The 26,674-nt window shown below is 72.2% G+C and carries 24 protein-coding genes and 1 other RNA gene; 9 read left to right on the plus strand and 16 right to left on the minus strand.

Annotated features, from left to right (window positions below):
* Positions 1–23: 23 nt before the first annotated feature.
* Positions 24–1,655 (minus strand): HAD family hydrolase, encoded by a 1,632-nt coding sequence (locus AOM06_RS05500; RefSeq protein WP_062303742.1) that lies wholly within the window; start codon positions 1,653–1,655, stop codon positions 24–26.
* A gap of 91 nt (positions 1,656–1,746) precedes the next feature.
* On the opposite strand from AOM06_RS05500, the gene AOM06_RS05505 reads away from it, so the two are divergent.
* Positions 1,747–2,763 (plus strand): LacI family DNA-binding transcriptional regulator, encoded by a 1,017-nt coding sequence (locus tag AOM06_RS05505; protein ID WP_228372863.1) that lies wholly within the window; start codon positions 1,747–1,749, stop codon positions 2,761–2,763.
* Here the strand turns inward: AOM06_RS05505 and AOM06_RS05510 are convergent.
* From AOM06_RS05510 to AOM06_RS05525, 4 genes are all read right to left on the minus strand, one after another.
* Positions 2,755–3,555, minus strand: a complete 801-nt coding sequence (locus tag AOM06_RS05510) for an LLM class F420-dependent oxidoreductase (RefSeq protein WP_062303743.1) — start codon at positions 3,553–3,555, stop codon at positions 2,755–2,757. The genes AOM06_RS05505 and AOM06_RS05510 overlap by 9 nt on opposite strands.
* Positions 3,556–3,674: 119 nt before the next feature.
* Positions 3,675–4,139 carry a hypothetical protein gene (locus AOM06_RS05515; RefSeq protein ID WP_062303744.1) on the minus strand — a complete coding sequence of 155 codons (465 nt, stop codon included), beginning with the start codon at positions 4,137–4,139 and terminating at the stop codon, positions 3,675–3,677.
* 96 nt (positions 4,140–4,235) lie between these two features.
* On the minus strand, positions 4,236–4,685 hold the full coding sequence (locus tag AOM06_RS05520) for a hypothetical protein (protein ID WP_062303745.1): 450 nt from the start codon (positions 4,683–4,685) through the stop codon (positions 4,236–4,238).
* Between the two features lie 95 nt (positions 4,686–4,780).
* Entirely contained in the window at positions 4,781–5,674 is an 894-nt protein-coding gene (locus AOM06_RS05525) for an EamA family transporter (RefSeq protein WP_082105339.1), read from the minus strand.
* 60 nt (positions 5,675–5,734) lie between these two features.
* Here AOM06_RS05525 and AOM06_RS05530 point away from each other — a divergent pair, with 60 nt between their 5' ends.
* Positions 5,735–7,087, plus strand: coding sequence for an alpha-amylase family protein (locus tag AOM06_RS05530; protein ID WP_228372864.1), 1,353 nt, complete (start codon positions 5,735–5,737; stop codon positions 7,085–7,087).
* A gap of 52 nt (positions 7,088–7,139) precedes the next feature.
* Here the strand turns inward: AOM06_RS05530 and AOM06_RS05535 are convergent, their stop codons facing one another.
* The 6 genes from AOM06_RS05535 to AOM06_RS05560 all read right to left on the minus strand — a co-directional run bounded on the left by AOM06_RS05535 (position 7,140) and on the right by AOM06_RS05560 (position 13,205).
* The gene (locus AOM06_RS05535; protein ID WP_062303746.1) at positions 7,140–8,519 is read right to left on the minus strand and encodes a S1C family serine protease; all 1,380 of its coding nucleotides are present in this window, start codon (positions 8,517–8,519) and stop codon (positions 7,140–7,142) included.
* A 111-nt stretch (positions 8,520–8,630) separates the two neighbouring features.
* Positions 8,631–9,290 (minus strand): response regulator transcription factor, encoded by a 660-nt coding sequence (locus AOM06_RS05540; protein WP_062303747.1) that lies wholly within the window; start codon positions 9,288–9,290, stop codon positions 8,631–8,633.
* Positions 9,287–10,459: a sensor histidine kinase gene (locus tag AOM06_RS05545; RefSeq protein ID WP_082105340.1), complete on the minus strand. Its 1,173-nt coding sequence runs from the start codon at positions 10,457–10,459 to the stop codon at positions 9,287–9,289. The genes AOM06_RS05540 and AOM06_RS05545 overlap by 4 nt, the downstream gene beginning before the upstream one ends.
* A gap of 78 nt (positions 10,460–10,537) precedes the next feature.
* Positions 10,538–11,191, minus strand: coding sequence for a hypothetical protein (locus tag AOM06_RS05550; RefSeq protein ID WP_156163592.1), 654 nt, complete (start codon positions 11,189–11,191; stop codon positions 10,538–10,540).
* Between the two features lie 110 nt (positions 11,192–11,301).
* Positions 11,302–11,865: a dihydrofolate reductase family protein gene (locus AOM06_RS05555; protein ID WP_062303750.1), complete on the minus strand. Its 564-nt coding sequence runs from the start codon at positions 11,863–11,865 to the stop codon at positions 11,302–11,304.
* A gap of 53 nt (positions 11,866–11,918) precedes the next feature.
* On the minus strand, positions 11,919–13,205 hold the full coding sequence (locus AOM06_RS05560; protein WP_228372865.1) for an MFS transporter: 1,287 nt from the start codon (positions 13,203–13,205) through the stop codon (positions 11,919–11,921).
* Between the two features lie 435 nt (positions 13,206–13,640).
* Here AOM06_RS05560 and AOM06_RS05565 point away from each other — a divergent pair, with 435 nt between their 5' ends.
* On the plus strand, positions 13,641–13,898 hold the full coding sequence (locus AOM06_RS05565; RefSeq protein WP_062303751.1) for a hypothetical protein: 258 nt from the start codon (positions 13,641–13,643) through the stop codon (positions 13,896–13,898).
* Here AOM06_RS05565 and AOM06_RS05570 read toward each other — a convergent pair.
* Together AOM06_RS05570 and AOM06_RS05575 are read right to left on the minus strand one after the other, a co-directional pair.
* On the minus strand, positions 13,895–16,051 hold the full coding sequence (locus tag AOM06_RS05570; protein ID WP_062303752.1) for a DEAD/DEAH box helicase: 2,157 nt from the start codon (positions 16,049–16,051) through the stop codon (positions 13,895–13,897). The two genes, AOM06_RS05565 and AOM06_RS05570, sit on opposite strands and share 4 nt — an antisense overlap.
* Before the next feature lie 249 nt (positions 16,052–16,300).
* Positions 16,301–16,756 (minus strand): Lrp/AsnC family transcriptional regulator, encoded by a 456-nt coding sequence (locus AOM06_RS05575; RefSeq protein WP_062303753.1) that lies wholly within the window; start codon positions 16,754–16,756, stop codon positions 16,301–16,303.
* Between the two features lie 154 nt (positions 16,757–16,910).
* Here AOM06_RS05575 and AOM06_RS05580 point away from each other — a divergent pair, with 154 nt between their 5' ends.
* Both AOM06_RS05580 and AOM06_RS05585 read left to right on the plus strand, forming a co-directional pair.
* Positions 16,911–18,326 carry a DUF6421 family protein gene (locus AOM06_RS05580; RefSeq protein WP_062303754.1) on the plus strand — a complete coding sequence of 472 codons (1,416 nt, stop codon included), beginning with the start codon at positions 16,911–16,913 and terminating at the stop codon, positions 18,324–18,326.
* A 2-nt stretch (positions 18,327–18,328) separates the two neighbouring features.
* Complete coding sequence (locus AOM06_RS05585) at positions 18,329–19,006, plus strand: SDR family NAD(P)-dependent oxidoreductase (protein WP_062303839.1); 678 nt, start codon at positions 18,329–18,331, stop codon at positions 19,004–19,006.
* Between the two features lie 47 nt (positions 19,007–19,053).
* Here AOM06_RS05585 and AOM06_RS05590 read toward each other — a convergent pair whose 3' ends face one another.
* Complete coding sequence (locus AOM06_RS05590) at positions 19,054–19,509, minus strand: MarR family winged helix-turn-helix transcriptional regulator (protein WP_062303755.1); 456 nt, start codon at positions 19,507–19,509, stop codon at positions 19,054–19,056.
* A gap of 91 nt (positions 19,510–19,600) precedes the next feature.
* Here AOM06_RS05590 and AOM06_RS05595 point away from each other — a divergent pair, with 91 nt between their 5' ends.
* The 4 genes from AOM06_RS05595 to AOM06_RS05610 are packed head-to-tail and all read left to right on the plus strand — an operon-like array spanning position 19,601 to position 23,539.
* Entirely contained in the window at positions 19,601–20,548 is a 948-nt protein-coding gene (locus AOM06_RS05595; protein ID WP_062303756.1) for an SDR family oxidoreductase, read from the plus strand.
* A gap of 8 nt (positions 20,549–20,556) precedes the next feature.
* The gene (locus AOM06_RS05600) at positions 20,557–21,441 is read left to right on the plus strand and encodes an amidohydrolase family protein (RefSeq protein ID WP_156163594.1); all 885 of its coding nucleotides are present in this window, start codon (positions 20,557–20,559) and stop codon (positions 21,439–21,441) included.
* 49 nt (positions 21,442–21,490) lie between these two features.
* Positions 21,491–21,946: a MaoC family dehydratase gene (locus AOM06_RS05605; protein ID WP_062303757.1), complete on the plus strand. Its 456-nt coding sequence runs from the start codon at positions 21,491–21,493 to the stop codon at positions 21,944–21,946.
* Positions 21,947–21,988: 42 nt separating this feature from the next.
* The gene (locus AOM06_RS05610) at positions 21,989–23,539 is read left to right on the plus strand and encodes an acyl-CoA synthetase (protein ID WP_062303758.1); all 1,551 of its coding nucleotides are present in this window, start codon (positions 21,989–21,991) and stop codon (positions 23,537–23,539) included.
* Here AOM06_RS05610 and rnpB read toward each other — a convergent pair.
* An RNA gene (rnpB, locus tag AOM06_RS05615) (RNase P RNA component class A) lies at positions 23,533–23,908 on the minus strand. The genes AOM06_RS05610 and rnpB overlap by 7 nt on opposite strands.
* A 9-nt stretch (positions 23,909–23,917) precedes the next feature.
* Complete coding sequence (locus AOM06_RS05620) at positions 23,918–26,650, minus strand: HAD-IC family P-type ATPase (RefSeq protein ID WP_062303759.1); 2,733 nt, start codon at positions 26,648–26,650, stop codon at positions 23,918–23,920.
* Positions 26,651–26,674 lie beyond the last annotated feature (24 nt).

The raw sequence follows: 26,674 nt of genomic DNA on the forward strand, positions 1-26,674 counted from the left end.
AGGCTCCTTCATCAGGACATGGATCAGGACACTGCGAGGTGAGGCTTGGCCTGCTGCATGAGCGCGAGCAGGCCGTTCGCGTCGTCCACCACGTGGGTCGCCGTCCCGGCGGCCACTGCGGTGTCGAGCACGTCGTCGACGACCGCCCCGCCGCGCACGAGGACGCGGTGGCCGATGCCTGCCGCGATCGCGGCCGCCGCATCGGCATGGGGCTTGTCGCCGTAGAACCAGGAGGAGGAGGGATCCGCGTCGGCGATCCTCAACGCCTCCTCGACGACGCTGCGGTGCGGCTTGCGCATCCCGTGCTCGTCTGAGCAGACGTACGCACCGATGTACTCGGCCAGTCCGTGCGCCGCGCAGGCATCACGCACGGCACGGCCGGACAAGGTGTTCGACACGACGACGATCGGCATGCCGCGGTCGCGGCACTCCTGCATCACCTCGGCCACGCCGATGCGCAGCGACCGGCGGCTCTTGGCGCGCCCGTAGCGGTGCATGAGGTCGACCGCCTCGGCGGCGAGGACCGCGCGGGAGCGCTCGTCGAGGTCCGCACCGAAGCAGTCGACCCAGAACTCCGCGGGCTGCGTCTCGGCGAGCGAATCGCCCTTGCGCTCGGCTCGGCGCTCCTTGGCGACGCGGATCATGCGCACCGCCTCGTCCGCGGAGAGCGGCGCACCGGGGGTCGCGAGCAGGCGGGACAGGTGCTCGCCGAGCGCGAGCAGCGCATCCGGGTCGGGGTGCGAGGCGGAGATGACGCCGCCGTGGTCGATCAGCAGCGCGGCGCGCCGTGCGGACCGTGCGGCCGGCGCGGGCGCGGCGAGCGATGCGGACGGGGGTGTGGCGAGCGCCGCCTCGAAGGCATCGGCGAGCCCCTCGGGGGTGTCGAACACCGCATCGGCGTCCAGCGCGACATCGAACGGCGGGTGGTCGGTGTGCTTGTCGCGCGTCACGATCGCCGCGCCGATCCCCGCCCGATGCGCCGCCACGACGTCACGATCGAACGTGTCGCCCACGTACCAGCAGTCGGCGGGTGCGACGCCGGTCGCAGCCGCCGCGAGCTCGAGCATGCGCGGGTTGGGCTTTCGCATGCCGACCTCGTCCGAGTAGACCTGGACCGCGAACGCGTCGACGATGCCGAGCTCCGCGAGGATCCGGCGGTGGCTGCGGCCCGAGTGGGCGTTGGAGACGATGCCCACGGGGATCGCGCGGCTCCGGGCCACCTGGAGCAGGCGCCGCACGCCAGGACGCAGGTGGTGGTCGTTGATGAGCGTCTGGAGCGCGTCGAGCAGCTCGGCCGCCTCCGCGATCAGCAGCGCCCTCGCGCTGACCGGGAGCTCCGCCGCGAGGAAGTCGCCCACGATCTCCCGGTGCGTGAGCTCGCGCGGCTCGAGGCGGCGGCTCGAGGCATGCTTCCAGTGCGTGAGAGCGGTGAGACCCGCCTGGAGGTTGCGACGAACCTCGGCGACCGGCACGGGCACCCGCCCGCGCTCGAGCATCGCCGCGGCCAGCGCCGCCGCCTCGTCGAGGCCGTTCTCACGCTTCGCGGTGGTCACGACGACTCCGCCGAAGTCGAGGAGGAGGGCGCGCGGCCGGGGCAGGCGCGGAGCCGCGTCCGCCCGGGAGGTGGCAGGGGTCTCGGTCGTGGAGAACGTCATGCCGTGGACGCTACTGGAACGTTCCAGGCCTTTTCCGATCCGTTCCCGCAAGTTCGCCTGACGTTCATCTGGCGTCTGCTAGAACTTCAGGGTGACCACTCCCGGGAGAAGCGCGCCGACCATCGTCGACGTCGCCCGGGAGGCCGGCGTCTCCAAGTCCCTCGTGTCGCTCGCGATCCGCGGCGACGCCGGCGTCTCGGACGCCACGCGCCTGCGGATCCTCGATGTCGCGGAACGTCTCGGATACCACTCGAACGCCCTGGCACGAGGCCTGGTCAAGGGGCGCACGCAGGTGGTGGGCCTGCTGGTGAGCGACCTCTCGAACCCCTACTTCGCCGACGTGGTCGAGGGCATCGAGGAGGATGCGGCCGCGACCGGGCTGGGTACCGTCATCGGCCACGGCCGCGGCTCCGTCGACGTGCTGGCCCGTCGCCTCGACGAGGTGCTCGACCTGGGAGTCGACGGCGTCATCGTGATCTCGGCCATGCTCGACGCAGCCACGCTCGACAGGGCGTCGTCCCGCCGCCCCATCGTGATGGTCGGACGCCCGTTCGACGCCCCCCGCCGCGTGAGCGTGGTGCGCAACCACGACGAGCACGGCGCGCAGGCGGCCGTCGGCCATCTCCTCGACCTGGGCCACCAGCGCATCGTCCATGTAGCGTCCTCGCGGCGCGCGGCGGCGACCGCGCGCCGCGCGAGCTACGAGAGCACGATGCAGGAGGCCGGGCTCGAGCCTCAGGTGGTCGAGGCCGCGGATGGCGGGGTGTCCCAGGCGCTCGACCTGTTCGCACGCACGGGCGGCCCGACCGCATGCTTCGCCGGGAACGATCGCATCGGCACGGCCATGATCCACGACGCGCTCGAGCGAGGTGTCGAGGTCCCGGGCGATCTGAGCGTGGTCGGATATGACAACTCCGAGGTCGGACGGCTGATGCGGCCCGCCCTCACCACGGTCGAGCAGCCGCGCGAGGCGATGGGCCGCGAGGCCATGCGCCTCCTGCTCGCGCGCATCGACGGCGACCGCGAGGTCGCCGAGGTCACGCTTGAGCCCCGGCTTGTGCTTCGCGCCTCGACCGGACCCGCGCGAGAGGCACCGCCGTCAGCGTGAGGCGTTGAGCCCGTCCCGCCACGACAGCCATTCGTCGAGGCCCGGGATCGCGTAGTCGGGGCCGCCTGTGCCCAGCGTGAACAGCGTGACCCCGCGATCGTGCAGGGCGGACGCCTCGGCGATCGAGCGCCTCCCCACCTCGGTCGAGATCTCGATCTCGCTCACGTCGCGCCCCACGGCCTCACCGTGCTGCGCGAGGATCCCGAGCTTGCGCTCGAGCGTCGGCAGGTCGGAGAAGCTGTGCCAGATGTCGGCGTGCTTGGCGACCAGGCGGAGCGTCTTGCGCTCTCCCCCGCCGCCGATGAGCACGGGGATCCTGCGCGTGGGCGCCGGGTTGAGCCGCGCCCAGCGGTCCTCGATCGCGGGCAGCGCCTCGCCGAGCGCGTCGAGGCGCGAGCCGACGGTCCCGAACTCGTAGCCGTACTCGTCGTAGTCGCGCTCGAACCAGCCCGAGCCCGTGCCGAAGATGAACCGCCCCGTGCCGCCCTTCGCGCTGATGTGGTCGATCGTCCGCGCCATGTCCGCCTGGAGGTGCGCGTTGCGGTAGCTGTTGCAGTTGACGAGCGCGCCGATCTCCACGCGCGACGTCTGCTCGGCGAGCGCCGCGAGCATGGTCCAGGACTCGAAGTGGAGCCCGTCGCGGTCGCCGGACAGCGGGAAGAAGTGGTCCCAGTTGAACAGGATGTCCACGCCGGCATCCTCGAGCTCGCCCGCGACGTCACGGATGCGCTCGTAGGGGGCGTGCTGCGGCTGGATCTGGACGGCGATACGGACGGGCCGACGTGCGGTCACGATGCCTCCTCGGGGATCGGGTTCCCTCCCGAGGCTACCGAGGCGTCGACGCAGAAGGCCCCCGCGCGGCGGCGAGCTGGGCTCGACGCCACGCGAGGGCCTGGAGGGCGCGGTGAGCGCTACTCGGCGATGGTGACCTCACGCACGACGGTGACGTCGTCGTTGGCGATGGAGGCGAAGTGCGAGGTGTCCGAGGTGGACACGGTGAAGTACTCGCCCGTGAGCACACCGGTGGTGTCGGAGGCGGCCTCGATGTTCGGGAGGTCGGCCTCCTGCATGTCGGTGCCCTCGTAGATCGCGACCGTGGTCTCGACCACGCCGTCGCCGTCCACGTCGCACGTGAACTCCCACCCGGCGATGACGCCCTCACCGGCGACCTTGCCGCCCGCCCACGAGCCGCCGAAGGCGTCGCAACCGGTCAACGTGTTGATGTTCTCCGCGATGGCGGCGACATCCGGGCCGGCCTCGGCCATGGCGGTGGCGGTCGCGGTCGCGTCGGCATCCGAGTCGGAGCTGCAGGCCGAGAGCATGAGTCCGGCCGTCGCGGCGACGAGCGCCACCTTCACACCGTGGTTGATGCGCATGTTATTCCTTTGTGTTCGGGGGACTGTTATGAGAACCGAAACATCGTAGTCCTCGCCCCACCCCCGGATGACCGGGACCTCGGTCCGCGTCCCTGGTCAGGACCCGAGCTCGCGCACCACCTCGCCCATGCTCTCGAGCGCGGCCAGGTGGTCGGGGTCGTTCGTCGCGATGATGACCTCGTCGCCCCTGATGATGGCCGCCGTCGCATCGGCCGCCTCGACGTTCGCGAGGTCGCTCTCGAGCGCGTCGCCCGAGGTGTAGACGGACAGCGTCGTCTCCACCACGCCGTCCCCGTCCACGTCGCACGTGTACGCCCAGCCCGCGAGCACGCCCTCGCCCGCGACCCGGCCGCCCGCCCAGGTCTCGCACCCGGTCGCCGTCCTCGCCTCCTCGACGATCCCGGAGACGTCGGGCACGGACTCCTCCGCCGCCGCCATCGTCGCCTCCGCGCTTGACTCGTCGCCCGAGTCACCGCCGCAGGCCGCGAGCGCGAACCCCGCCGACGCGGCGATGAGCGCCGCCGTGACCCCTCGGATGATGCGCATGTCGATACCTCCCCATCCGGTTCCCGCGCGAGAACCGCACCCTCCATTGGACGCCCGCGCGCGCCGATGCGCGACTGGGACGGGGGCTGGGCGCCTCAGCTGGGCGACGGCGGCATCGCGACCTCGGCATCGGGACCGGCGTCACGATGCACGGGTGCGGTCCGGACGGCCCCGACCCCCGCGACGGTCACCATGACGATGCCGAGCGCGACGGTCCACGTGAGCGCCTGGTCCAGCACCACGAGCCCCGTGAGCGCCGCCACCGCGGGCGCGAGCGCCATGAGCACCGCGAAGGTCTCGGCGCGCAGCCGGCGCAGCGCGGTGAGCTCGATGCCGTACGGGATGGCCGAGGACAGCACGGCGACCGCGAAGCCGAGGGCGAGCACCGAGGGCGTCACGAGCACGCTGCCGACCGTCGCGAGCGCCACGGGCACCGTGAGCACGGCGCCGAGCGCGGTGGCGATCGCGATGCCGGACAGCCCCGGCAGCGCCGCTCCCGCCGATCGTGCCATGAGGATGTACACCGCCCAGAGCGCACCCGCGCCGGCAGCGAAGGCCACGCCCACCAGGTCGAGGCCGTGCGCCGTCCCTCCCAGCAGCGCGACGCCCACCCCGGCGGTCACCGCCCAGACGAGGCCGCGCATCGTGCGGCTCTCGACCACGCTGAGCGTGAGCGGGCCGAGCACCTCGATGGTGACGGCGATGCCCAGCGGGATGCGCTCGAGCGACAGGTAGAACAGCACGTTCATGAGCCCGAGCGCGAGCCCGTATCCCAGCAGGATCCGCCAGTGCCGGATATCGACGCCCCGCAACGACCGGGCGGCGATCGCGAGGAGCACCAACGCCGAGAAGAGCAGGCGGAGCGCGACCATCCCGACGGGTCCCACGCGCGGGAACAGCAGCACGGCGATCGACGCACCGACCTCCTGGCATGCCAGGCCCAGCAGCACGAGCAGGGGCGCGGCGGCCGCACCGGGGCGTGACGTCATGGGTCAAGCATGCCGTCACGCGTGACGCGCCAGGGACGCCGCTGTCGCTAGCGTGAGGACATGACCGACGCCATGCATGAACCGGGCTGGGTCGCGCACGCGATCTGGTGGCACGCCTACCCGCTCGGGTTCACGGGTGCCGAACGCCACGCGCTCGCACCCGACGCACCGGTGCGCCATCGCCTCCCCCGGCTCGTGGCGTGGCTCGACCACCTGGTCGAGCTCGGAGCGTCCGGGCTGCTGCTGGGACCGGTGTTCGACTCGGAGAGCCACGGCTACGACACGGTCGACCACCTCCGCATCGACCCGCGCCTGGGCGATACGGCCGACCTCGACGCCCTGATCGCCGCGGCGCACGAGCGCGGCGTGCGGGTGATGCTCGACGGCGTCTTCAACCACGTGGGCCGCGCTCATCCCGCCTTCGCCGCCGTCCTCGCGCAGGGGCCGAGCGCCCCGACGGCCGGCTGGTTCCGGCTGCGGTGGCCCGACGGGCCCGAGGCGTGGCGGCCGGGCGTCGAGCCCGACTACGACGACTTCGAGGGCCACCGCCACCTGGTCGCGCTCGACCACTCCTCGCCCGCGGTGGTCGACCACGTGGCGGAGGTCATGACGCACTGGCTCGACCGCGGCATCGACGCATGGCGGCTCGACGCCGCCTACGCGGTGCCCGCATCGTTCTGGGCCGAGGTGTCGCGCCGCGTGCGCGCGACCCACCCCGACGCGTACCTCATGGGCGAGGTGATCCACGGCGACTACGCGGGATCCGTCACGGATGGCGGCCTCGACTCCGTCACGCAGTACGAGCTGTGGAAGGCCGTCTGGTCGAGCCTCAACGACCGCAACCTCCACGAGCTCGCGCATGCGCTCGGGCGCCACGACGCGATGCTCGCGACGTTCGTCCCGTTCACGTTCATCGGCAACCACGACGTCACGCGCATCGCATCCAAGCTCACCGACGCGCGCCACCTCGCCCACGCGGTCGTGCTGCTCGCGACGCTGCCGGGGACGCCGGCCGTCTACGCCGGCGACGAGCTGGGCCTCACCGGGGTCAAGGAGGACCGCGCGGGCGGGGACGATGCGGTGCGGCCGGCCTTCGCTGAGCGTCCGGGAGACGTCTCCCCCGAGGCCGCCGCGGTCCTCGCGCTCCACCGCGAGCTGCTGGGGCTGCGCCGCCGCCACGCGTGGCTCCACGCCGCGCGTGTCGAGGTGACGCACGTCGCGAACGAATCCATCGTCTACGTCTGCACCGATGGCGACCGTCGACTCGCGGTCGCGCTGTCCACCTCGGACGGCGAGTCCGCGTGCCCGCTCCCGGCGGGGACGCGCGAGCTGATCGCCGGCGACGGCGCCCTGCTCGACAACGCCACGACGGTCCGCCTCCCGGCCCACGGATGGTGCGTGGTCGCGGCCTGACCGGCGCGCGGCGAAGCGGGCCGCGCGTCGCGCCGCCCGCCCCACGTGCGCATCAGGCCGCCGGACCCGCGATGAGCGTCACCGTCGCGCTCTGGCTCGTGCCGCTCGCATCGGTCCACGTCAGCGAGATCGAGTCGCCGGGATCGTGGGCCGCGATGGCGTCGGACAGCTCGGTCCCGCTCGTCACAGCGCTGCCGTCGACCGCCGTGACCACGTCGCCCGCCTCGAGGCCGGCATCCGCGGCCGGGGTGCCCTCGTAGACGTAGCCGATCTCGACGCCGCCGGCCGAGGCGCCGGTGCTCGTGCCGGGCGTGAAGCCGAGCTGCGTCTGGCTCGCGAGGCCGACCCCCAGGAACGCCGGGTAGCCGAGCACCACCCCGTCCGACTCGTCGCCGGCCTGGATCTGCGCGACGATCGCGAGCGCGTCCTCGATCGGGACGGCGTACGCGATGGTGGTCGCGAGGCCGCTCGAGGCGGCGGTCGTCATGCCGATGACCTCGCCCTCGTCGTCGAGCAGCGCACCGCCCGAGTCGCCGGACACCACGTCCGCGGAGAACTCGATCATCCCGGTGAGCGTCTCGCCCTCGATCGTGTACTCGGAGGAGGTGGTGACGGAGGAGTCGACGGCGGTGAGGTCTCCGTCCGCGGCCATGAGGACGCCGCCGCCGGAGGCGTTGCCGACGGCCGTGACCGTGTCCCCCACCACGACGCCGTCGTCGTCGAGCGTCACCGTCGTGAGGCCGGATGCCCCCTCGAGCTGGAGCAGCGCGACATCGTCCTCCGCGTCGGTGCCCAGCACCGTCGCGGTGTAGGTCTCGCCCGTGGAGGGGTCCGTGACCGTGATCGAAGTCGAGTCCTCGATCACGTGGTTGTTGGTGAGCACCAGACCGTCGCTCGTGAGGATCATGCCGGTGCCGGCCGCCTCGCCGTCCGCGTAGCCGAGCTCGGTGTCGATCAGCACGACCCCCGTGGACTCGGCGTCCGATGCGGCGGTCGCCTCCTCCTGGGTGGAGGTGGCCGACTCGTCCGCATCGGGCCACGTCGTCGTCCCGTCGCCGAGCGACGTGTCGCCGGAGGAGCCCGGTGCGCCGCCCGGCATCGTCCCGCCCGGCATCGTCCCGCCCGGCATCGTCCCGCTGGACGGCGGGAGGGCGCCGTCCCCCAGCGAGGGTGCGGAGCCGAGCCCGCTCGACGAGCCCGCGTCGGTGTCCGTGTCCGTGTCCGTGACGGTGCCGCTCTGCAGCGCGACCGCGTCAGCCGTGTCCGCGTCGGCGCTGGTGAGGTGGGCGCCCGCGACCACCCCTCCGAGCACGAGCGCCGACGCCCCCGCGACGATGCTCGCGCGTCGGAGCCGCGAGCGGCGGTGGGGCCGCACCTCGGATTCCACCAGGGTGATCTCGGACTCGGTCGGGGGCAGCAGCGCGTCGGTCATCGTCGTCTCCTCTTGTGAACTCCTATCCCCCACTTCACCGCCGGGTCCAGGGAGGTCGCGGGGAGGAATCCGAGAGTTTGCCGAGAGTGGGGGCGCCGCGCACCCGAGGCCTCAGCCCCCCGCGAGCCCCGCCTGATACGCGGCCACCACCAGCTGCGCACGGTCGCGCGCCCCGATCTTGGTCATGGCGCGGTTCACATGCGTCTTCGCCGTGAGCGGGCTGACCCACAGCTGCTTCGCGATCTGGTCGTTGGTGAGCCCCTGCGCGACCAGGAGCACCACCTCGCGTTCACGCTCCGTGAGGTGGCGGAAGACGTCGCCCTCGACGGACGGCTGCGGGCGGTCCTCGGCCACATGGGCGATCACGGCGCGCGTCGCGGCGGCGGACAGGAGCTCGTCGCCGGCCGCGACGGTGCGGATCGCACCGAGCAGCTCCGCGGGGCGCACGCTCTTGCCCAGGAAGCCGCTCGCGCCGCCGCGCAGCGCGCGCAGCACGTACTGGTCCTCCTCGAACGTGGTGAGCACCACGATGCGCACGGCCTCGAGCTCCGGGTCCGCTGCGATCGCCTCGGTGGCCTCGAGCCCGTCCGTCCCCGGCATACGGATGTCCATGAGGACCACATCCGGCCTCTCGCGCCGGATGACCTCGAGCGCCTCGGCGCCGTCCGAGGCCTCGCCGACCACCTCGATGTCGTCGGCCGTCCCGATGATCGCGACGAACCCGCCGCGGATCAGCTCCTGATCGTCCACGACCACCACGCGCACCGTCATGATGCGGTCCCCTTCCGTACCGGGAGCGTGGCGTGCACCACGAACTCATCTCCTCGCCGCTCCGCCGCGACGCTACCGCCCGCCGCCGTCGCGCGCTCTGCCATGCCGATGAGGCCCAGGCCCGAGCCCTGCCCGCCGGGGCGCGCAATGTCCACCCGGTTCCGGACGTCGACCGCCAACGCCCCATCACGCAGGGCGACCTCGACGCGCGCCGTGCCAGTGCCGTAACGCCGCGCATTGGCGAGCGCCTCCTGGACGATGCGATACGCGGCATGGTCCGTGGCGGCGGGAAGCTCGGCGGGCACGTCGACGGTGTCGAGCGCGACCTCGAGGCCCGCGTCCGCGGCCTGCGCGGCCAGCTCGCCGAGCGCCGCGATCCCCGCGGTCGGGTGGATGTCCTCGTCGGCTTCGCCGTCGGTCTGGCGGAGGACGCGCAGCATCACGGGAAGCTCCTCGAGCACCCGCGCGCCAGCCTCCTGCACGCGGACCAGAGCATCGGACGCGCGGGCCGGGTCCGTGTCGATCAGCGCCTCGGCCACGCCGGCCTGGACGTTCATCACCGCGACGTGGTGCCCCACCGCATCGTGCAGCTCGCGCGCAATCCTCAGCCGCTCCTCGGCGACGCGCCCCCTTGCCACGGCCTCGCGCGTCTCCTCGGCCTGACGTGTGCGCTCTCGCTCCTGCGCGACCGAGCGCCGGTAGAGGTTCATCGCCACGCCGATCGCCGCGACGAGCGCCATCCAGATCTCCGCGGACACCACCACGGGGTCGGTGATCGTGCGCTCGGACCCGACCGCGAGCACGCCCGCGACCCCCGCCACGGCGGCGGCGCCGACCGCGAGCCCCACCGGGATCCGCGGGACCCGCGACACCACGGTGTACAGCGCCACCACGAATGGGACGAGCGCCGACGCGACGTCCCCGGTCGCGATCGTGGGGACCGCGAACAGGAGTGCGCACGCGAGCAGGACCGGCATCGGGTACGCCCGGCGCCATGCGAGGGCGACGCTCGCCACGAGGCCCCCGAGAGTCTCCGGCGCCACCAGCTCGCGCGCCCCGCCATCGGAGACCGCGAGCAAGGCGAGCGCCGCGGCGACCACGGCGGCGCCGAGCGCGTCACGCCCCAGCGTGGAGGCCGGCAGCGGCATACGGCTCACGCTGGACGTCATGACCGCCAACCTAGCGCGCTTCGCTCGCGCGGCGGCTCAGTCCGGGCGCACCTCCGCGGCCGCCCCGGGCCCTCACCCTCAGCGTGCGCCGGTCGCGACCTCGCAGATGGTCGAGAAGAACCAGTCCTCGTCGAAGAAGTCGTCGAACGACGCGTCGACGTAGCGCGTGGTCACTCCGTCCTGGGTGACGTGGCCGGTGAAGGTCGTGTCGCCGCCGTACGGTGTCACCATCCGCCCGACGACCATGTACACGATTGCGCCGTTCGCGCCCTGGATCTTCCAGTGGACGCCGTCCGCCACGTACGACAAGGTCGCGTCGTCACCCGGCACCGCGAACTCCTCCGTCCACCTCACATCGGTCCGGATGCTCACCGTCGCGGGTCCATCGTCGGTCAGCGCGTACTCGTCGATGTCGTGGGTGCGGAACCGCCGGAAGTCGTTGAGGTTGTCCTGGTCGTAGTAGCGGATCTGGTGACGGTGCTCGGTCCGCCGGTTGTAGACGGGGACGTCGCAGCCGGGCTCATCGTCGAGGGTCCAGTCGTAGTGGAGATGCCGCTCTCCCGCGCACACGGTGCCGTGCGGCGTGACGTGGCATGACCATGGAGCGAACGACCCGCTCAAGGCCGGGACGAGCAGCGACTCGACGACAGCGTCGGGGCGGGCCACGGCGGGACCGGCGAGCGCGACCGAGAGGAGTGCGGCGGCGAGGCCGACCGCGGCTGTCTTGTGCATCATGAGCTCCTTCCATGCGGCGCAGCGTGGGGCTTCACGGTGCGCGCATGGTCCGGGCTATCGGGTCCGGGTATGCGAGCGGTATGCGGTCAGCACAGTGAGCGGCGCGCTCAGCGCACCACGTCGTAGACCAGCTTCTGCACCCCGTTCGGGTACACCTCGTGCTCCGCCACCGTGAGCTTGACCGCATCCCCCGTCAACGGGCCGAAGAGCCGTCTGCCGTCTCCGAGAAGCACCGGGAACACCAGGAGGTGGTAGCGGTCGACCAGCCCTGCGTCGGCGAGCGCGTGCCCGAGCTCGAGGCTCCCGTGCACGATGATCGGGCCGGCGTCGGACTCCTTCAGACGCGCGACCTCCTCGAGGGAGCCCAGGATGGTCGCCGGCCACCGCTCGTCGTCCTGCTCGAGCGTGGTCGAGACGACGTAGCGCTGCATGGCGTTGTAGCCCGCGAACTCCTCCATCTGCGGCCAGACCGGCGCGAACATCTCATAGGAGCGGCGGCCCATGAGCATGGCCGTCGACTCCTCCTGCTCCCGGCCCTTGAGCTCGTAGATCGCGGGATCGAACTCGACGGTGGTCATGGTCCATCCGGACTTCGCGAAGGCGGGCTCAGGTCCGGGCCCCTCGGCGACTCCGTCGGCGGTCACGAACGCCGTGACGATCAGCTGGCGCATGGTGGATCCTCTCGGGGACCGGCGATGGTGGATCCGTACGCCGCTGGGTCAAGTCATACGGCGCTCGGGCCGCTTGGGCAAGAGGAGCCGCCCCACCGACCCGCCGCGGTCAGCACCGCAAGCGGCACCAATGCGGCGAGAGACACCCATGAGAGCATCGCGAACCCGGACGCGGCGAGCAACGGACCCGCGAGGAACGCCGTGGCCGCTCCCGTGAGGTTCGACAACGCGTCGAGCGCGCCCTGCGCGGAGGCGCGGGCCTCGGCCGCGATCGAGGAGCTGAACAGTGCGGAGCCGGCAACGTTGACGAACGACCACCCCACCCCGAGCAGGATGAGCGACACCGTGGTCCACCGCATGCTGGTCGCGAGCGTCGCCCCGAGCAGCAGCGAGGCGGCCAGGATCCCGATGCCGATCCCGATGGTGAGCCGATGCCCGCGAAGGTCCACGAGCGCGCCCACCACGGGAGCGAGCGCGTACATGCCTGCCACGTGGAGGCTGATGGTGATGCCGACGATGGTGAGCGATCCGCCCTGATGGACGATGTGCACGGGCGTCATCGTCATCACCGCGACCATCACGGCCTGCGACGTCAGCACCGCGATCACCGCGTAGCGCGCGGCGGCGCTCGACCGCAGGGCCTCGCGCAGGCGCCCAAGACGCTCGCGGACGGACGATGCGCGGCTCGGGTCTGCGTCGGCGTGGAGGCGCGTGGGGCTCGCCAGCAGCGGGTCGGGCCGCAGCCAGACGAACACGATAGTCCCAGCGAGCGCAAGACACACGGCGGCGATGAGGAAGGCGTTCGCGTAGACGGTGAGTCCGGTCGCGTCGCTCATCGCCTCCCCCGGCGCGCCCAGGTTCGGGCCGAGGACCGAGCCCAGGGTGCCGATCCAGACGATGAGCGAGAGCGCCCGCGCGCGATGATGAGGCTCGGCGAGGTCGGTCGCCGCGAAGCGCGACTGGAGGCCCGCGGCCGAGCCCGCGCCGATGAGCAGCAGGCCGATGAAGAGCGGCACCACCGCGCTCAGCTGCGCCGCGGCCACGAGGATCGCGCTGCCGACCGCCGCCGTCCACCACCCGAGGGCGAGGGCGAAGCGGCGGCCGTGCCGCGCGGCGAGGATGCCGAGCGGAAGCCCCAGCAGCGCGGCACCGAGCGTGCTCGCGGTGCGGGCCAGACCTCCCCAGGCCTCGCTGTTCGTGACATCCCCGGCCAAGAGCACGCCGATGGACGGCGCCACGCCGACGCCGATCATGCCGACCACCTGCGTGACGGCGAGCACACGCATGGTGCGCCGCTGCAGGGCGGCCACCCCTGCCGGGTCGACCTCGTGCTCCACCACGGCTCGTCTCCCTCCGGGCCGGCCCGCGCGGGCCGCGCGCTGCTCCGCCGTCACGCGGAGCCGCGCCGAGCCTAACCGCGAGACCTGCCTCGCGGACGCGGCGGACGTCCCGGATGGGCCTCGGTGCGCCGGTCGGTCGGGAGCCCGCTCGCACCCTCCGCGCGTCACGCCGTGCGTCCTGATCCTCCTGCTACGTTGTGCCGCATGTCGAGCGATCCCTTCGAGGTCCTGCGCCGCGATGGCGCGCCCGAACCCGAGGGGGCGGGTCCCGGTGCCGGGGCATGGACCCCTCGATCGGCCGGGGAACGCCTCCGCGGGGCGAACGACCCGTTCGAGACGCTCGCGATGCCGCGACAGCGTCAAGCGAGCCGGGCTACGCCTGGCGTGCCGCCTGTCCGCGACCCGCTCTCCGCGAGCGCGCCACGGCGTGCCCACGTGGGGACGCCCGGATCGGACCAGCTGGTCGCCGGCCTGTGGAAGTGGCTGCTCTGGGGGCCGATCGTCGGTGCGGTCGGCTACGGCATCTTCTACCTGGCCGCGCTGTACGCGGAGAGCCCCGGCGGCTGGTTCGTCCTCGCCCGCCTCATGGTGCTGACCGGCGGCATCGTCGGGATCGTGGGCATCGTCCAGACCGTCCTCGGCGTGCGCGACTTCACCTCGGTGGTCGAGAGCGCCGCGCGGCGAACCCGCTAGCCGATCCCTTCGGCCTCGAGCGCGTCCACCAGCAGCGCGATCAGCGCGTCGAGCTGGACGTCGGTCGACGTCGACCCCTCCTCGACGTCGACGCCGTCGAGCGCCGCGGCCGCGAGGCCCGCCTTGGAGTCGATGAGCTCGGCGATCTTCGCGTCGATGGTCTGCGCCGCGATGATGCGCCAGGCGGTGACGGGCTCGGACTGGCCGATGCGGTGGATGCGGTCGATCGCCTGCGTCTGCTCGGCATCGGTCCAGGACAGCTCCGCGAGCACCAGGTTGGACGCGACCTGGAGGTTGAGGCCCACGCCTGCGGCCATCAGCGAGCACACCACGATCTGCACGTCGGGGTCCTCGGTGAAGGCCTTGACGTTGCGGTCGCGCGCCGCGCGGGTCTGGTCCCCGCGGATCGAGGCGTACGTGATGCCGCGGTCGGCGAAGAGCTGCTCGGCGGTGTCCATCACGTCGATGTGCTTGGCGAAGAACACGACCTTGCCGACGTTGCGCGCCAGCTGAGCCGCGTAGTCCGCGGCCAGCGTCGCCTTCGCCTGGCCGATCCTGCGGACCATGGTGAACACGTTCTCGCCCGACGTCTTCTCGTCCGAGTCCTTGAGCTCCGAGGTCGCGATGCGCTTGGCGAGCTCGAGGTCGATGCCCTCCACCGCATCGTCCCCACGCGCCGCGACGGCGCGGTGGTACTGCTCGACCATGCGGGCCGCGAGCGCGGCCTCGGCGGCGCGGATCGACCGTCCCACGGGACCGTCGAGCTCGACGGGCAGGTCCGCGACCCGGCGCGCGGGGATGTCGGCCGCGACGTCGACCTTGCGGCGGCGCACGATGCCGCGGTCGATCACCGCGCCGCGCGCGGCGGCGCTGAAGCGACGGTCCGCCGGGGTGAGCCCGGTGTCCTCGAGCGCCTGCATGAGAGCGCCGATGGGACGTTCGTCGTCGATCCAGCCGAGCAGCTCCCAGATCGCGCGGAAGTCCTCGATGTCGTTGATGAGCGGCGTTCCGGTGAGCGCCATGAGCAGCGGTCGCGCCTGGCGCTCGCGGATGCGCTCCGACAGCGCGAGGACGTGCTGCGAGCGCTGGGAGCCCTTGTTCTTGATGAAGTGGGCCTCGTCGACCACCATGCCGCGGAAGCCCAGGTCCCCGAACCAGCCCACGTGGCGGTCCAGGATCTCGTAGTTCACCACCACCACATCGGCGAACGCGTCGACCTGGTCGCCGTCGCCGTGGACCACGGTCGCGCGACGATGCGGGATCCACAGGTCGACCTCATGCGCCCAGTTGGTCTTGACCACGTTGGGCACCACCACGAGCAGCGGGAAGGCGTCGGCGGCCTCCGCCGCGAGCAGCGCCTGCGCGGTCTTGCCCAGGCCCGGCTCGTCCGCCAGCAGGAAGGTCCGGTGCCCCTGCGCAGCCGCGGCGACCACCTGCGCCTGGTGCGGCATCAGGGTGCGCCCCAGCGGCGGACGCGCGCGCGACTGCGCGAGGGCGGCGGGCTCCGGCAGCTCCATGCACGCGCGCACCCCCGAGGTGTCGTGCTCGAACGAGCGGAACAGCGGCTCGAGCAGCTCCCAGCCGGCGAGGCGGCGCGGCTGGACCGCACGTTCCTGCGCGGCCGCGAAGTCCGGCGCAAGGAACGGGTTCGCGAGCTGGTACGAGATCGCGGACTGCGGCACCACGCGCTTCTCCGCGCCCGGCGGAGGCGTGACGGGGGCCGGAGGCTCCGGCTCGTCGGGCACCTCGCGGCCCGCGGCCTTCAGCACGGTCGCCTTGTAGTTGCGCGCGGCGTCGGAGACGCGCGCATCCTCGGCGAGCAGCGACAGCAGCGACGTGTCTCGGGCGGCGATCTTCGCGAGGATGGTCGCGAGCCCGTCGAGGCGCTTGAGCTCCTCCTCGCGCTTGGAGGCCGAGAGGGTGCCATCGGCCTTGACGCTCGCCCGCTCCTCGCGCACCAGCAGCGCGACCACCTGGTACTTGGTGCGGGTGGTGCCCTTGGTCGGCGGCTTCTGGACCGAGCGGTCCACCTCGCGCGCGATGCCCGCGAGGAGAGGGATCAGGCCCTTCTCCGTGGGCCGCGACGTGCGGCGTCGCTGGCTGCCTGCGGCGCTGCGGGTGCGGCCGGACCGGCGCTGCCCAGTTCCTGACACTACGGCTCCTACTCGACTCCGTGCCGCGTACGCGGCACGCTCTCCCAGGCAGGGACGCCCGTCCTCTCGCGCGCCGGGACTCGATCTCTACGCGCGGCTGGCGGACGGTGCGCGCTCGATCGGCGGCTTCCCGGTCCATCCACGCGGACGGCGGCGTGCACCCACGACGGCCCTGCGTGGTCGTGCGTGCGTGAGCATTCTACGGCGCGAGGTCCCGGTTCGACGACAGCGACGCGGCCGCGTCGGAGGCTACGACTCGTCGGCGGGGGCCAGGGGCCGGTTCTCGTAGAACGTCTGGAGGACCACCGTGGTGCGCGTGCTCACCGGCACCGCCTGCCGGATGTCGCGGATGAGCGCCTCCAGGTCGGGCGGCGTGGGGACGCGGACGAACAGCATGTAGCTCGCGTCCCCCGCGATCGAGTGGCAGGCCTCGACCGCGGTGAGGTGCTCGAGCAGCTGCGGGACGTCGTCCCCCTGAGCGGGGTCGAGCGGCGTGATCTCGATGAACGCCGACAGCGGACGGCCGAGCGCCTCCGGGCTCACCAGCGCGCGGTAGCCGGAGATGACCCCGCTGGCCTCGAGGCGCTTCAGGCGCGCCTGGACCGCGGACGTGGACAGCCCGACCTGCCCCGCGAGCTGCGCGAGCGTGGCGCGAGCGTCGCGGGACACCTCCGCCACGAGCCTCGCATCCACCGGATCCCGCATGACACGGACCGTACCGCATCGGCGGCGCGCCCGCGCCGCTCCACGCGCATGTTGACCGACGCAATCCTTGCGACGGGCCGCTCTAGACGAAATTACTCCCGTCCTGCATGCTCGGCTTAGGAAGATTTCCTGCCCGACGATGAGGGAGGTCCCCATGCCCGTCTCCGTTGAAGCCCCGCGGCCCGCGTCCGCCACGGACGTCCGCACGGTCGAGCACAGCGCCGAGTGGCTGCGCCTCAAGGCAGCCGCGACCGCGCTGCAGGCGTTGCAGGCCAAGGACGGCTCCGTGCCCTCCTCCGCGGATCACGCGGACGCACGCGACCACGTCGCGGGCATCGTCGACGCGATCCGTGCGCTCGCCCCGCTGTTCCCTCATGACGTGGCCTACCTGGAGTCGCTGCCCCGCGACCTCTCCCGCTGGGCCGACGGCGGCTTCGGGGAACCGGACTTCCTCGACTCGCTGGTGCAGTTCCAGCCGCAAGAGCACCGGGTCGACGGGATCCGCCACCTCATCGTGTTCCCGATGTACACCCAGAACGGCTCCCCCGACCGTCACGTCGAGGCGCTGATCGCCGAGGCGATCTGGCCCGACTTCGTCGCGGACCTCGAGGCCGGCGACTACGGCAACCGGATGTTCGTCTCGCTCCGTCTCATCGACTTCACCGCCGGCTACGACACGAACTCCGCGGTCCTCTTCCCCGAGACGATCGCGATGCGCGAGATCCCCCGCTTCACGTGGGGCGCGATCTTCCAGGACCGGGAGGCTGCGCGCTACCGCCGTGTGGTCGCCGCGGCCGCCGACACCACCCGGCTGGAGATGCCCGACGAGGCAGCGGCCATGCTCGAGGACCAGGACCTGGCGGAGAAGACCTTCGTGATGTGGGACCTCATCCACGACCGCACCCACATGCGCGGGGACCTGCCGTTCGACCCGTTCATGATCAAGCAGAGGATGCCGTTCTTCCTCTACACGCTCGAGGAGCTGCGGTGCGACCTCACGGCGTTCCGCGAGGCCGTCGCGATCCAGCGGGCGCTCGACGCGCGCATCACCGCAAGCGAGGAGCTCGCCCCGAGCGAGGCGGACACGCTCAGGCACGCGGGGCTGGTCCAGTACGCGATCCTGTTCGACCGCATCTTCCGCTTCCCGATCACCGGGAGCCGCATCAGGAACTACGACGGGCTGGGCGGGCAGCTCCTGTTCGCGTGGCTGCACCGGAAGCATGTGATCGAGTGGCGCGACGTCGAGCTCAGCATCCGCTGGGACCAGGTGGCCGATGCCGTGGTCGAGCTCAGCGACGCCATCAACGCGCTGTACTGGGAGTCCATCGACCGGCCCAAGACGGTGCATTGGCTCAAGGCGTACGAGCTCATCTCGGAGGTCCTCACCCCGAACCCCGCCTCGAAGTGGGCCGCGGGGCTCCCGCGCGAGGTCCTCGCGGGCCCGCCGAGGGGGTACACCGACGCCGTGATGGATGACGAGTTCCCGCTGTCGATGTTCTTCGAGGCGCTCGAGAGGAAGATGAAGCCCGTGATCGAGTCCACCTCCGGTATCCGAGCCACGGCCGCGTGACCGTGACTGACCTCAGCGGCCGGACGGTGCTGATCGCGGGCGCGACCAGCACCGTGGGGCTGGCCGCGACGCGCACGTTGCTGGCCGCCGGCGCCCGGGTGGTCGCCACGGGCCGCGACGCGGGCCGGCTCGCGCCGCTCGCCGCGCTCGGCGCCCGGACGGAGGTGGTGGACCTTGCGGACGAGGCCGCTGTCGCACGTCTCGCGGAGCGGCTGGGCGGCGACGGCACGGCGATCGACGGCGTGCTGCACCTGGTGGGCGGATGGCGTGGCGGCGGCGGGCTCGCGGGCCAGACCGAGGAGGACTACCGGGTCCTCGAGACGTCGTTCAGCGCGCTCCGCCATGTCTCCCGTGCCTTCGACGAGGACCTGCGCCGCTCCCCCGCGGGCCGGCTCGCCATCGTCTCCTCGACGACCGTCGCACGTCCCCTCGCGGGCGGCGCCAACTACGCGGCGGTCAAGGCCGCGAGCGAGGCGTGGGTGCTGGCGGTGGCGCAGGGATATACGAAGACGGCGCGCGACGCCGGCGCACCCTTGCGAGCCGCCGGCGTCATCTTCCGCGTCGCGAGCCTCGCCGGACTTGAGGACGCTGTCGCGCGGGCGTATGCCGAGCTGTGGGACGCGACCGCCGAGGACGCGAACGGCTCGGTGATCGAGATCCATGGCGACGGGGTTCGATGACCGAGCCTGTCGCCAACGCGGAGACCCTCACCGAGCGCTGACGCGCCTCACTGCAGGTCCGCGTACGCGAGCCTGCGCAACAGGTCGCCCAGCGCCACCTGCTCCTCCTCGGTGAGCGGCGCGTGCGTCTCGCGCTGCGCCCCCGCGATCGCCTCACGTGCCCGCGCGAACAGCGCGAGGCCCTCGGGCGTGGCCACGACGATGCGGGCGCGCCGGTCGGACGGATCGAGCCGGCGCTCCACCAGCCCGCGCTCCTCGAGCCCGTCGACCAGAGCGACCACCTGGCTCGGGTCCAACCGCAGCCTCTCGGCCAGATCGCGCTGGGACGGACCGACCTCGGCAGCGAGCGCGAGCACCGAGTAGGACCGCACCTTGAGGCCGAGACCGGACAGCGCGCGGTTGCCGGCGGTCGCCGCGAGCGCGCTGGCGCGTGCGAGCAGGAAGCTCGTGTCCGCGTCGAGCGCAGGCGAGACGCGCACCGGGGCATCGTCTGCGGTGGCCATGCCGCCATCCTGCCACGAGACGTGAGAAATTCAATCATTGACATTCTCAACGACCGGTGCTGTGCTGAGTCCTGAACAAAGGAGTTCTGCGATGTCCTCACAGCTTGCCCCGCTCGCCGGCCGCGCCGCGATCGTCACCGGCTCCGGCCGCGGCCTCGGCCTCGCCTACGCCCTCGAGCTCGCCCGCCAGGGCGCGTCCGTCGTGGTGAACGACGTCGATGAGACGGCCGCGCACGACGCCGTCGCCGCGATCGAGAGCGCGGGAGGCGCCGCCGTCGCCGTGGTCGCCCCGGTGGGGCCGACCGAGACGGCCGATGCGCTGCTCGCCGCGGCGCTCGACAGCTTCGGTCGCCTCGACATCCTCGTGACCAACGCGGGCGTGCTGCGCGACACCGTGCTGTGGAAGATGTCCGACGACGACTTCGACACGGTGATCTCCGTGCACCTCAGGGGGACGTTCACATGCGTGCGTGCGGCCGCCACCTACTTCAGGGAGAACGGGGTGCCCGGGCGCATCGTCTGCATCGGCTCCCCCACCGGGCAGCGCGGCAACTTCGGCCAGACCAACTACGCCGCCGCCAAGGCGGGGATCGTCGGCATGGTGCGCACGTGGGCGATGGAGCTCAAGCGCGCCGGCGTCTCCGTCAACGCGGTGATCCCCGTCGCCGCGACCGCGATGACCGCGACGGTCCCGTACTTCGCCGCCGCGGTCGAGGCCGATGCCGCGGGCGAGCCGATGCCGGAGTTCTTCCGCCACGATCTCGGATTCGGCACGTCGGACGACGTCGCGGGGCTCGTGGCGTATCTGGCCTCGGACGCCGCTGCGGACATCACCGGGCAGGCGCTCGGCATCGGCGGCGACCGCATCCAGGTGTGGTCGCACCCCGAACCCGTGGCGACCGCGTATCGCGACGGCGGGTGGAGCTTCGAGGCGCTCACGGCCGACCTCCCGGGGCTGCTCGACGGGAACCTCCAGTCGGTGGGCGAGCGCTTCCCCCCGCTGCCCGAGTCGCTCGTGCGGCCGGCGCCCACCGCCTGAGCGCCGCCATGACACGCTACGAGCCCGCGATCGATCTCGATGCGATCGAGGCGATCGACGTCCACGTCCACATCGAGGTCGACGGTCACGGGCACACGTCCCTGCCGCCCGACCTGGTCGAGGCCGCCTCGCGGTACTTCCGCACCGACGGGCCGCGCCCCGAGCTCGAGGCGATCGCGACGTACTACCGCGAGCGCCGCATGGCCGCCGTGGTCTTCACCGTCGACGCCGAGACGCAGCTGGGCCACCCGACGCTCGACAGCGCCGCAATCGCGTCGCAGGCCGCCGACCACGCGGACGTCCTCATCCCCTTCGGCTCGGTCGACCCGCATCGTCCCAATGCGGTGGACCGGGTGACGAGCCTGGTCGAGGACCACGGCGTCCGCGGCTTCAAGCTCCACCCCACCGTCCAGGGCTTCGACCCGTCGGACGAGCGCTGGTACCCGCTCTACGCGGCGATCCAGGACGCGGGCGTGCCCGCGCTGTTCCACACCGGGCAGACCGGGATCGGGGCCGGCCTTCCCGGCGGCCGCGGGCTCCGGCTCGGGCTCTCGAACCCGATGCTGCTCGACGGCGTGGCCGCGGACTTCCCCGACCTCGACATCGTGATGGCGCACCCGAGCGTGCCGTGGCAGGACGAGGCCCTCGCGGTCGCGACCCACAAGCACCGCACCTGGATCGACCTCTCGGGCTGGGGGCCGCGGTACTTCCCCGAGCAGCTGGTCCGCGCCGCGAACTCGTACCTCAAGGACCGCATCCTGTTCGGCACGGATTATCCGCTGCTCACCCCCGACCGCTGGCTCGAGGACATCGGCCAGACCGCGCTCAAGCCCGAGCGCCTGCCCGCGATCCTCAAGGACAACGCCGTCCGACTGCTGAGGCTCGGCTCGTGACAGCGCCGACCCGCCGCATCGTCCCCACCTCCGAAGAAAGGCACCGCCCATGACCACCACCGTCCCCTACGCCGAGGTCCCGTCGCTTGTGGGCCGCGACCTGGGCTGGTCCGACTGGCTCGAGGTCACGCAGGACCGCGTGAACGTGTTCGCCGATGCGGTGGACGACCACCAGTGGATCCACGTCGAGCCCGAGCGGGCGCGCGCGGAGAGCCCGTTCGGGGGCCCCATCGCGCACGGCTTCCTGTCGCTGTCGCTCACCACCAGGTTCTGGACCGAGCTGCTCGAGGTCGACGGCGTCACCACCAAGGTCAACTATGGGTTGGACAAGGTGCGCTTCATCTCCCCCGTGCAGGTGGGCGCGCGGGTCCGGATGAACGCCGTGATCGCGGAGGTGGCCGAGATCCCCGGCGGCTTCCAGCTCACGGTCGACCAGACCATCGAGATCGAGGGCGGCACCAAGCCCGCGGTCGCGGCGCGGGGGCTCTACCGCTTCTACGCCTGAACCACGGCAACACCCCACCCCCATTGCATCAGCGAGGATGACATGAAGAACCAGGGGCTCGGCGACTGGATCGCGCGGCGACGCATCAAGTCCGAAGGCGACACGGCGCTCATCTGGCCGGGCGGCACCTACACCTACGACGAGTTCGCGGACAGGGTCGCGCGGCTCACGCAGGCCCTCGCCGACCGCGGGCTCGCCAAGCGCGACCGGCTCGTGTATCTGGGCAACAACACCCCGGACTTCCTCACCACGTTCTTCGCGTGCGGCGCGCTGGGCGCGGTCTTCGTGCCGCTCAACACGCGCCTCGCACCGCGCGAGCTCGAGTACATGATCGAGGACTCGGGGGCGGTGTTCCTGGTGACGCACGAGTCGGTCCGCTCGCTCGCGCGGGCGGCCGCGTGGTCGAGCGGTATCCGCAAGCGCCTGGTGGTCGACGGGGAGGCCGACCTCCCGGCGGTGGAGAGCCTCGACGAGGTGGTCGCGGCGACGGAGCCCTGGACGCTCGACGTCGAGGTCACGCTGGAGGACCCCGCGATGATCCTCTACACCTCCGGCACCACCGGACGCCCCAAGGGTGCGGTCCTCACCCACGGCAACCTCACGTGGAACGTCATCAACGCGATCGTCGACTACGACGTCACGCGGGACGAGGTCGCGATGATGATGTCACCCATGTTCCACGTCGCGGCGCTCAGCATGGGCGCGCTGCCCACGCTGCTCAAGGGCGGCGCGGTGGTGCTCCACGAGCGCTTCGACGGAGGCGACGTGCTGCGCGCGGTCGCCGAGCACGGCATCACCAGCCTCTCGGGCGTCCCGACGACCTTCCAGTTCCTCTCGGAGCACCCCGACTGGGAGTCGACCGATCTGTCGAGCATCCGCAAGCTCACGTGCGGCGGATCGGCGATGCCGGCGCGCGTGGTCGAGGCGTACGAGGCGCGCGGGCTCGCGTTCTCGAGCGGCTACGGGATGACCGAGGCCTCCCCCGGCGCGACGTCCCTGCCGGTGACCAAGACGCGGGACCACGTGGGCACGTCCGGCCTCGCGCACTTCTTCACCGACGTGCGCATCGTCGGCCCCGAGGGCGATGTGCTGCCGCCCGGCGAGGCGGGCGAGATCCAGATCAGCGGACCCAACGTCATCCGCGAGTACTGGCGTCGCCCCGAGGCGACGGCCGAGGCGCGCGACGGCGAGTGGCTGCGCACCGGCGACGTCGGCCGGCTCGACGAGGACGGCTACCTCACCGTGACCGACCGCCTCAAGGACATGATCATCTCGGGCGGCGAGAACGTGTACCCCGCCGAGATCGAGCAGCTGGTGATGGAGATGCCCGAGGTGCGGTCGGTCGCCGTCATCGGCGTCCCCGACGAGCGCTGGGGCGAGGTGCCGCTCGCGGTCGTCGCGCTCCACGAGGGCGCCGAGGTCACGCCCGACGACATCCTGGGGCACGTGCGCGGACGCGTCGCGAAGTACAAGCTGCCGCGCGCGGCGATCCTGGTGGACGACCTCCCCCGCACCGCGAGCGGCAAGGTCCGCAAGATCGAGCTGCGCCAGCAGTTCCCGGCGCTGCCGGACACCGCGGCGCGGGGCGGATGAGCTGGCCGATACGCCGGGTTCTGTCTCTCGCACCCGTTGCCGGGAACGAGGGGCGACCATCCATCTAGGCCCTGGATTGCTCCAGGGCTCAAGCAACCTACCCGCATGCTCGGGCGAGCAGCCCTCGAACGCATGCTGTCTGGTCTTGCTCCGGGTGGGGTTTACCTTGCCGCTCCTGTCACCAGTCGCGCGGTGAGCTCTTACCTCACCCTTTCACCCTTACCCCGCTCCCTAAGGAACGAGGCGGTCTGCTCTCTGTGGCACTGTCCCGCGGGTCACCCCGGGTGGCCGTTAGCCATCACCCTGCTCTATGGAGCCCGGACGTTCCTCGGGACCCTTGTGGGGTCACGCGGCCGCCTGGCCAGCTCATCCGCGCTCCTAGGGTACCGGCGGCGCGGCCCGCCGCGCACGCGCCCTGATCCACTTCTCGGCGCCCACTACCAGGCTCGCGAGCGCCGCCACCGCGAGGATCCGGACCCATGCCTCCCCGCCGATCGGCACCGTCCCGAACACCCGGTTCATGATCGGCAGGTACGTGAACAGGGCCTGCGCGCACGCCTGAACCGCGATCCCGACCACCACCCACGGGTTCGACAGCAGGCCGATGCGCCACACCGAACCCTCGAGCGAGCGGCAGTTGAGCAGGTAGAAGGCCTCGACCGCGACGAACAGGTTCGCCGCCACGGTCCGCGCCTCGGCCAGGCTCGCGCCGTTGGCCACCTCCCACTCGAACAGCCACCAGGAGCCGCCGACCAGGATCGCGGACACCAGGACGATGCGGGCCATCAGCGTGGGGGTGAGGAGCGCCCGGCGCGGGTCGCGCGGGGGACGCGTCATGATGCCGCGCTCCTTGGGCTCGAACGCGAGCATGAGGCCGAGCGCGACGGCCGTGGTCATGTTGATCCACAGGATCTGGGTGGGCTGGATCGGCAGCGCTGTCCCCAGCAGGATCGCGATGAGGATCACCAGCCCCTCCGCCAGGTTCGTGGGGAGCGTCCACGTGATGAACTTGGTGAGGTTGTCGAAGATCCCGCGCCCCTCCTCGACCGCCGCCTCGATGGTCGCGAAGTTGTCGTCGGTGAGGACCACGTCAGCGGCGTCCTTGGCGACCTCCGTGCCGATGCGCCCCATGGCGATGCCGATGTCCGCGTGGCGCAGCGCGGGCGCGTCGTTGACGCCGTCCCCGGTCATCGCCACCACGTGGCCGCGCGCCTGGAGCGACTCGACCAGGCGCAGCTTCTGCTCCGGGGAGACGCGCGCGAGCACGGTGGCCCGCGCGACGGCGTCCGCGCGCTCCTCGGGGGCGAGCCGCGCGAGCTCCGGCCCGGTGAGCACGGTATCCCCGTCCCGCGCATCGTCCACCAGCCCGACCCGCCGGGCGACCGCCCACGCCGTCTCCGCGTGGTCGCCCGTGATCATCTTGACGTCGATCCCGGCGGTGCGGCACGCGCGCACCGCGTCGACCGCCGCGGCGCGCGGCGGGTCCCACATGCCGTGCAGCCCGGTGAAGACCAGGCTCCCCTCGAGCGCCTCCTCGCTGAACCGTGAGGGCGCGACGTCCGTGAGCACCGCGGTCGCGAGCACGCGCAGGCCCCGCTGGGTGAGGCTCGCGACGGCCGCCTCGACCGCGTCGGCGTCGAGCGCGGCGAGCGTGCCGTCGGGCTCCAGCTGGGCCGCGCACAGGGAGACGATGCGCTCGGCGGCCCCCTTGGCGAGCACCACGTGGCGCGCGTCGCGCTCGGCGGCCACGTGGAGCGTCGCCATGTACTGCCGGCGCGAGTCGAACGCGATGGTCGCCACGCGCGGATAACGCTCCTTGACGTGGCGCTGATGAAGTCCCGCCTTGGCCGCGACCACCAGCAGCGCGGCCTCGGTGGGGTCGCCCACGGCGCTCCAGCGGCCCTCCTCCTCCTGCAGGCCGGCGTCGTTGCACGCGGCCCCCACCAGGATCGACCACCGCAGGGCGCCGTCCCGTCCCAACTGCTGCTCGAGCCCGCCCGCGACCTCGATGGTGCCGCGGTCCGCTGCGTAGCCCGTGCCGCTCACCGCGAGCTCGCCGATGCCGGGCACCCAGATCGCGTGCACCGTCATCTGGTTCTCCGTGAGGGTGCCGGTCTTGTCCGAGCAGATGACGGTGGTGCTGCCGAGCGTCTCCGCAGCGGGCAGGCGCCGGATCACCGCCCCGCGCCGCGCCATGCGCGTCACGCCGATCGCCATGACGATGGTGATCGCCGCGGGCAGGCCCTCCGGGATCGCGCCCACCGCAAGCGCGACCGCGGCGGTGAAGGTGTCACCCAGGTCCTGACCATGCAGCCAGCCCGCGCCGAACGTCGCCGCCGCGAGCGCGAGGATCACCGCCGTGAGGTCGCGGCTGAAGCGCGCGAGCTTCCTGGTGAGCGGCGTCGCGAGCGTCTCGCCCGTGCCGACCAGCCGATGGATCTCCCCGAGCTCGGTGTGCTCCCCGGTCGCGACCGCCACGCCCGTGCCGGTGCCGGTGGTGACCAGCGTGCCCGCGAAGATCATGTTGCGGCGGTCGGCGACGATGGTCTCGACGGGCAGCGTGAGGTCCTCCTTCTGTGCAGGCACGGACTCGCCCGTCAACGCCGACTCGTCCATCGCGAGCTCGGCGCAGCGCACGATGCGCAGATCCGCAGGGGCGAGGTCGCCGGCCTCGAGCAGCACCAGGTCGCCAGGGACCACCTCCTCGGAGTCGACGATCACCGCGGCTCCCGACCGCACCACCCGCGCCCGCGTGCGCACCATCGACTGCAGCCCCCGCAACGCGGCCTCCGCCTTGCGCTCCTGCACGAACCCGACCGCCGCGTTGACGAGCACCACCCCCATGATCACCGTGGAGTCCACCACCTCTCCCAGGAGCAGCGTGACCGCCGCGGCCCCGAGCAGCACGTAGACGAGCGGGTGGTGGAACTGCAGCAGGATGCGCATGACCACGCCGGGCCCCGGCGCGTCGGGCAGCGCGTTGCGCCCGAAGGCCTCGAGCCTTCGCGCGGCCTCGTCCTCGCCGAGCCCGCGCTCGCGGTCAGCCTCGAGGAGCGCGAGCACGTCCTGCGCCGCGAGCCCGTGGTGCGCCTCACCCCACCCCGCCACCATGCCGGACCTCCGTGGGGACCCGCG

Source organism: Demequina subtropica (genome assembly GCF_000971235.1).
In the GTDB taxonomy this organism is placed as follows: domain Bacteria; phylum Actinomycetota; class Actinomycetes; order Actinomycetales; family Demequinaceae; genus Demequina; species Demequina subtropica.

Bases quoted from the DNA above. Each gene is read 5' to 3' on its own strand.
- AOM06_RS05500 (WP_062303742.1), bottom strand. From the start codon at position 1,655: ATGACGTTCTCCACGACCGAGACCCCTGCCACCTCCCGGGCGGACGCG.
- AOM06_RS05515 (WP_062303744.1), bottom strand. From the start codon at position 4,139: ATGCGCATCAACCACGGTGTGAAGGTGGCGCTCGTCGCCGCGACGGCC.
- AOM06_RS05520 (WP_062303745.1), bottom strand. From the start codon at position 4,685: ATGCGCATCATCCGAGGGGTCACGGCGGCGCTCATCGCCGCGTCGGCG.
- AOM06_RS05525 (WP_082105339.1), bottom strand. From the start codon at position 5,674: ATGACGTCACGCCCCGGTGCGGCCGCCGCGCCCCTGCTCGTGCTGCTG.
- AOM06_RS05530 (WP_228372864.1), top strand. From the start codon at position 5,735: ATGACCGACGCCATGCATGAACCGGGCTGGGTCGCGCACGCGATCTGG.
- AOM06_RS05535 (WP_062303746.1), bottom strand. From the start codon at position 8,519: ATGACCGACGCGCTGCTGCCCCCGACCGAGTCCGAGATCACCCTGGTG.
- AOM06_RS05540 (WP_062303747.1), bottom strand. From the start codon at position 9,290: ATGACGGTGCGCGTGGTGGTCGTGGACGATCAGGAGCTGATCCGCGGC.
- AOM06_RS05545 (WP_082105340.1), bottom strand. From the start codon at position 10,459: ATGACGTCCAGCGTGAGCCGTATGCCGCTGCCGGCCTCCACGCTGGGG.
- AOM06_RS05550 (WP_156163592.1), bottom strand. From the start codon at position 11,191: ATGCACAAGACAGCCGCGGTCGGCCTCGCCGCCGCACTCCTCTCGGTC.
- AOM06_RS05555 (WP_062303750.1), bottom strand. From the start codon at position 11,865: ATGCGCCAGCTGATCGTCACGGCGTTCGTGACCGCCGACGGAGTCGCC.
- AOM06_RS05575 (WP_062303753.1), bottom strand. From the start codon at position 16,756: ATGCGGGATCCGGTGGATGCGAGGCTCGTGGCGGAGGTGTCCCGCGAC.
- AOM06_RS05580 (WP_062303754.1), top strand. From the start codon at position 16,911: ATGCCCGTCTCCGTTGAAGCCCCGCGGCCCGCGTCCGCCACGGACGTC.
- AOM06_RS05590 (WP_062303755.1), bottom strand. From the start codon at position 19,509: ATGGCCACCGCAGACGATGCCCCGGTGCGCGTCTCGCCTGCGCTCGAC.
- AOM06_RS05595 (WP_062303756.1), top strand. From the start codon at position 19,601: ATGTCCTCACAGCTTGCCCCGCTCGCCGGCCGCGCCGCGATCGTCACC.
- AOM06_RS05600 (WP_156163594.1), top strand. From the start codon at position 20,557: ATGACACGCTACGAGCCCGCGATCGATCTCGATGCGATCGAGGCGATC.
- AOM06_RS05605 (WP_062303757.1), top strand. From the start codon at position 21,491: ATGACCACCACCGTCCCCTACGCCGAGGTCCCGTCGCTTGTGGGCCGC.
- AOM06_RS05610 (WP_062303758.1), top strand. From the start codon at position 21,989: ATGAAGAACCAGGGGCTCGGCGACTGGATCGCGCGGCGACGCATCAAG.
- AOM06_RS05620 (WP_062303759.1), bottom strand. From the start codon at position 26,650: ATGGTGGCGGGGTGGGGTGAGGCGCACCACGGGCTCGCGGCGCAGGAC.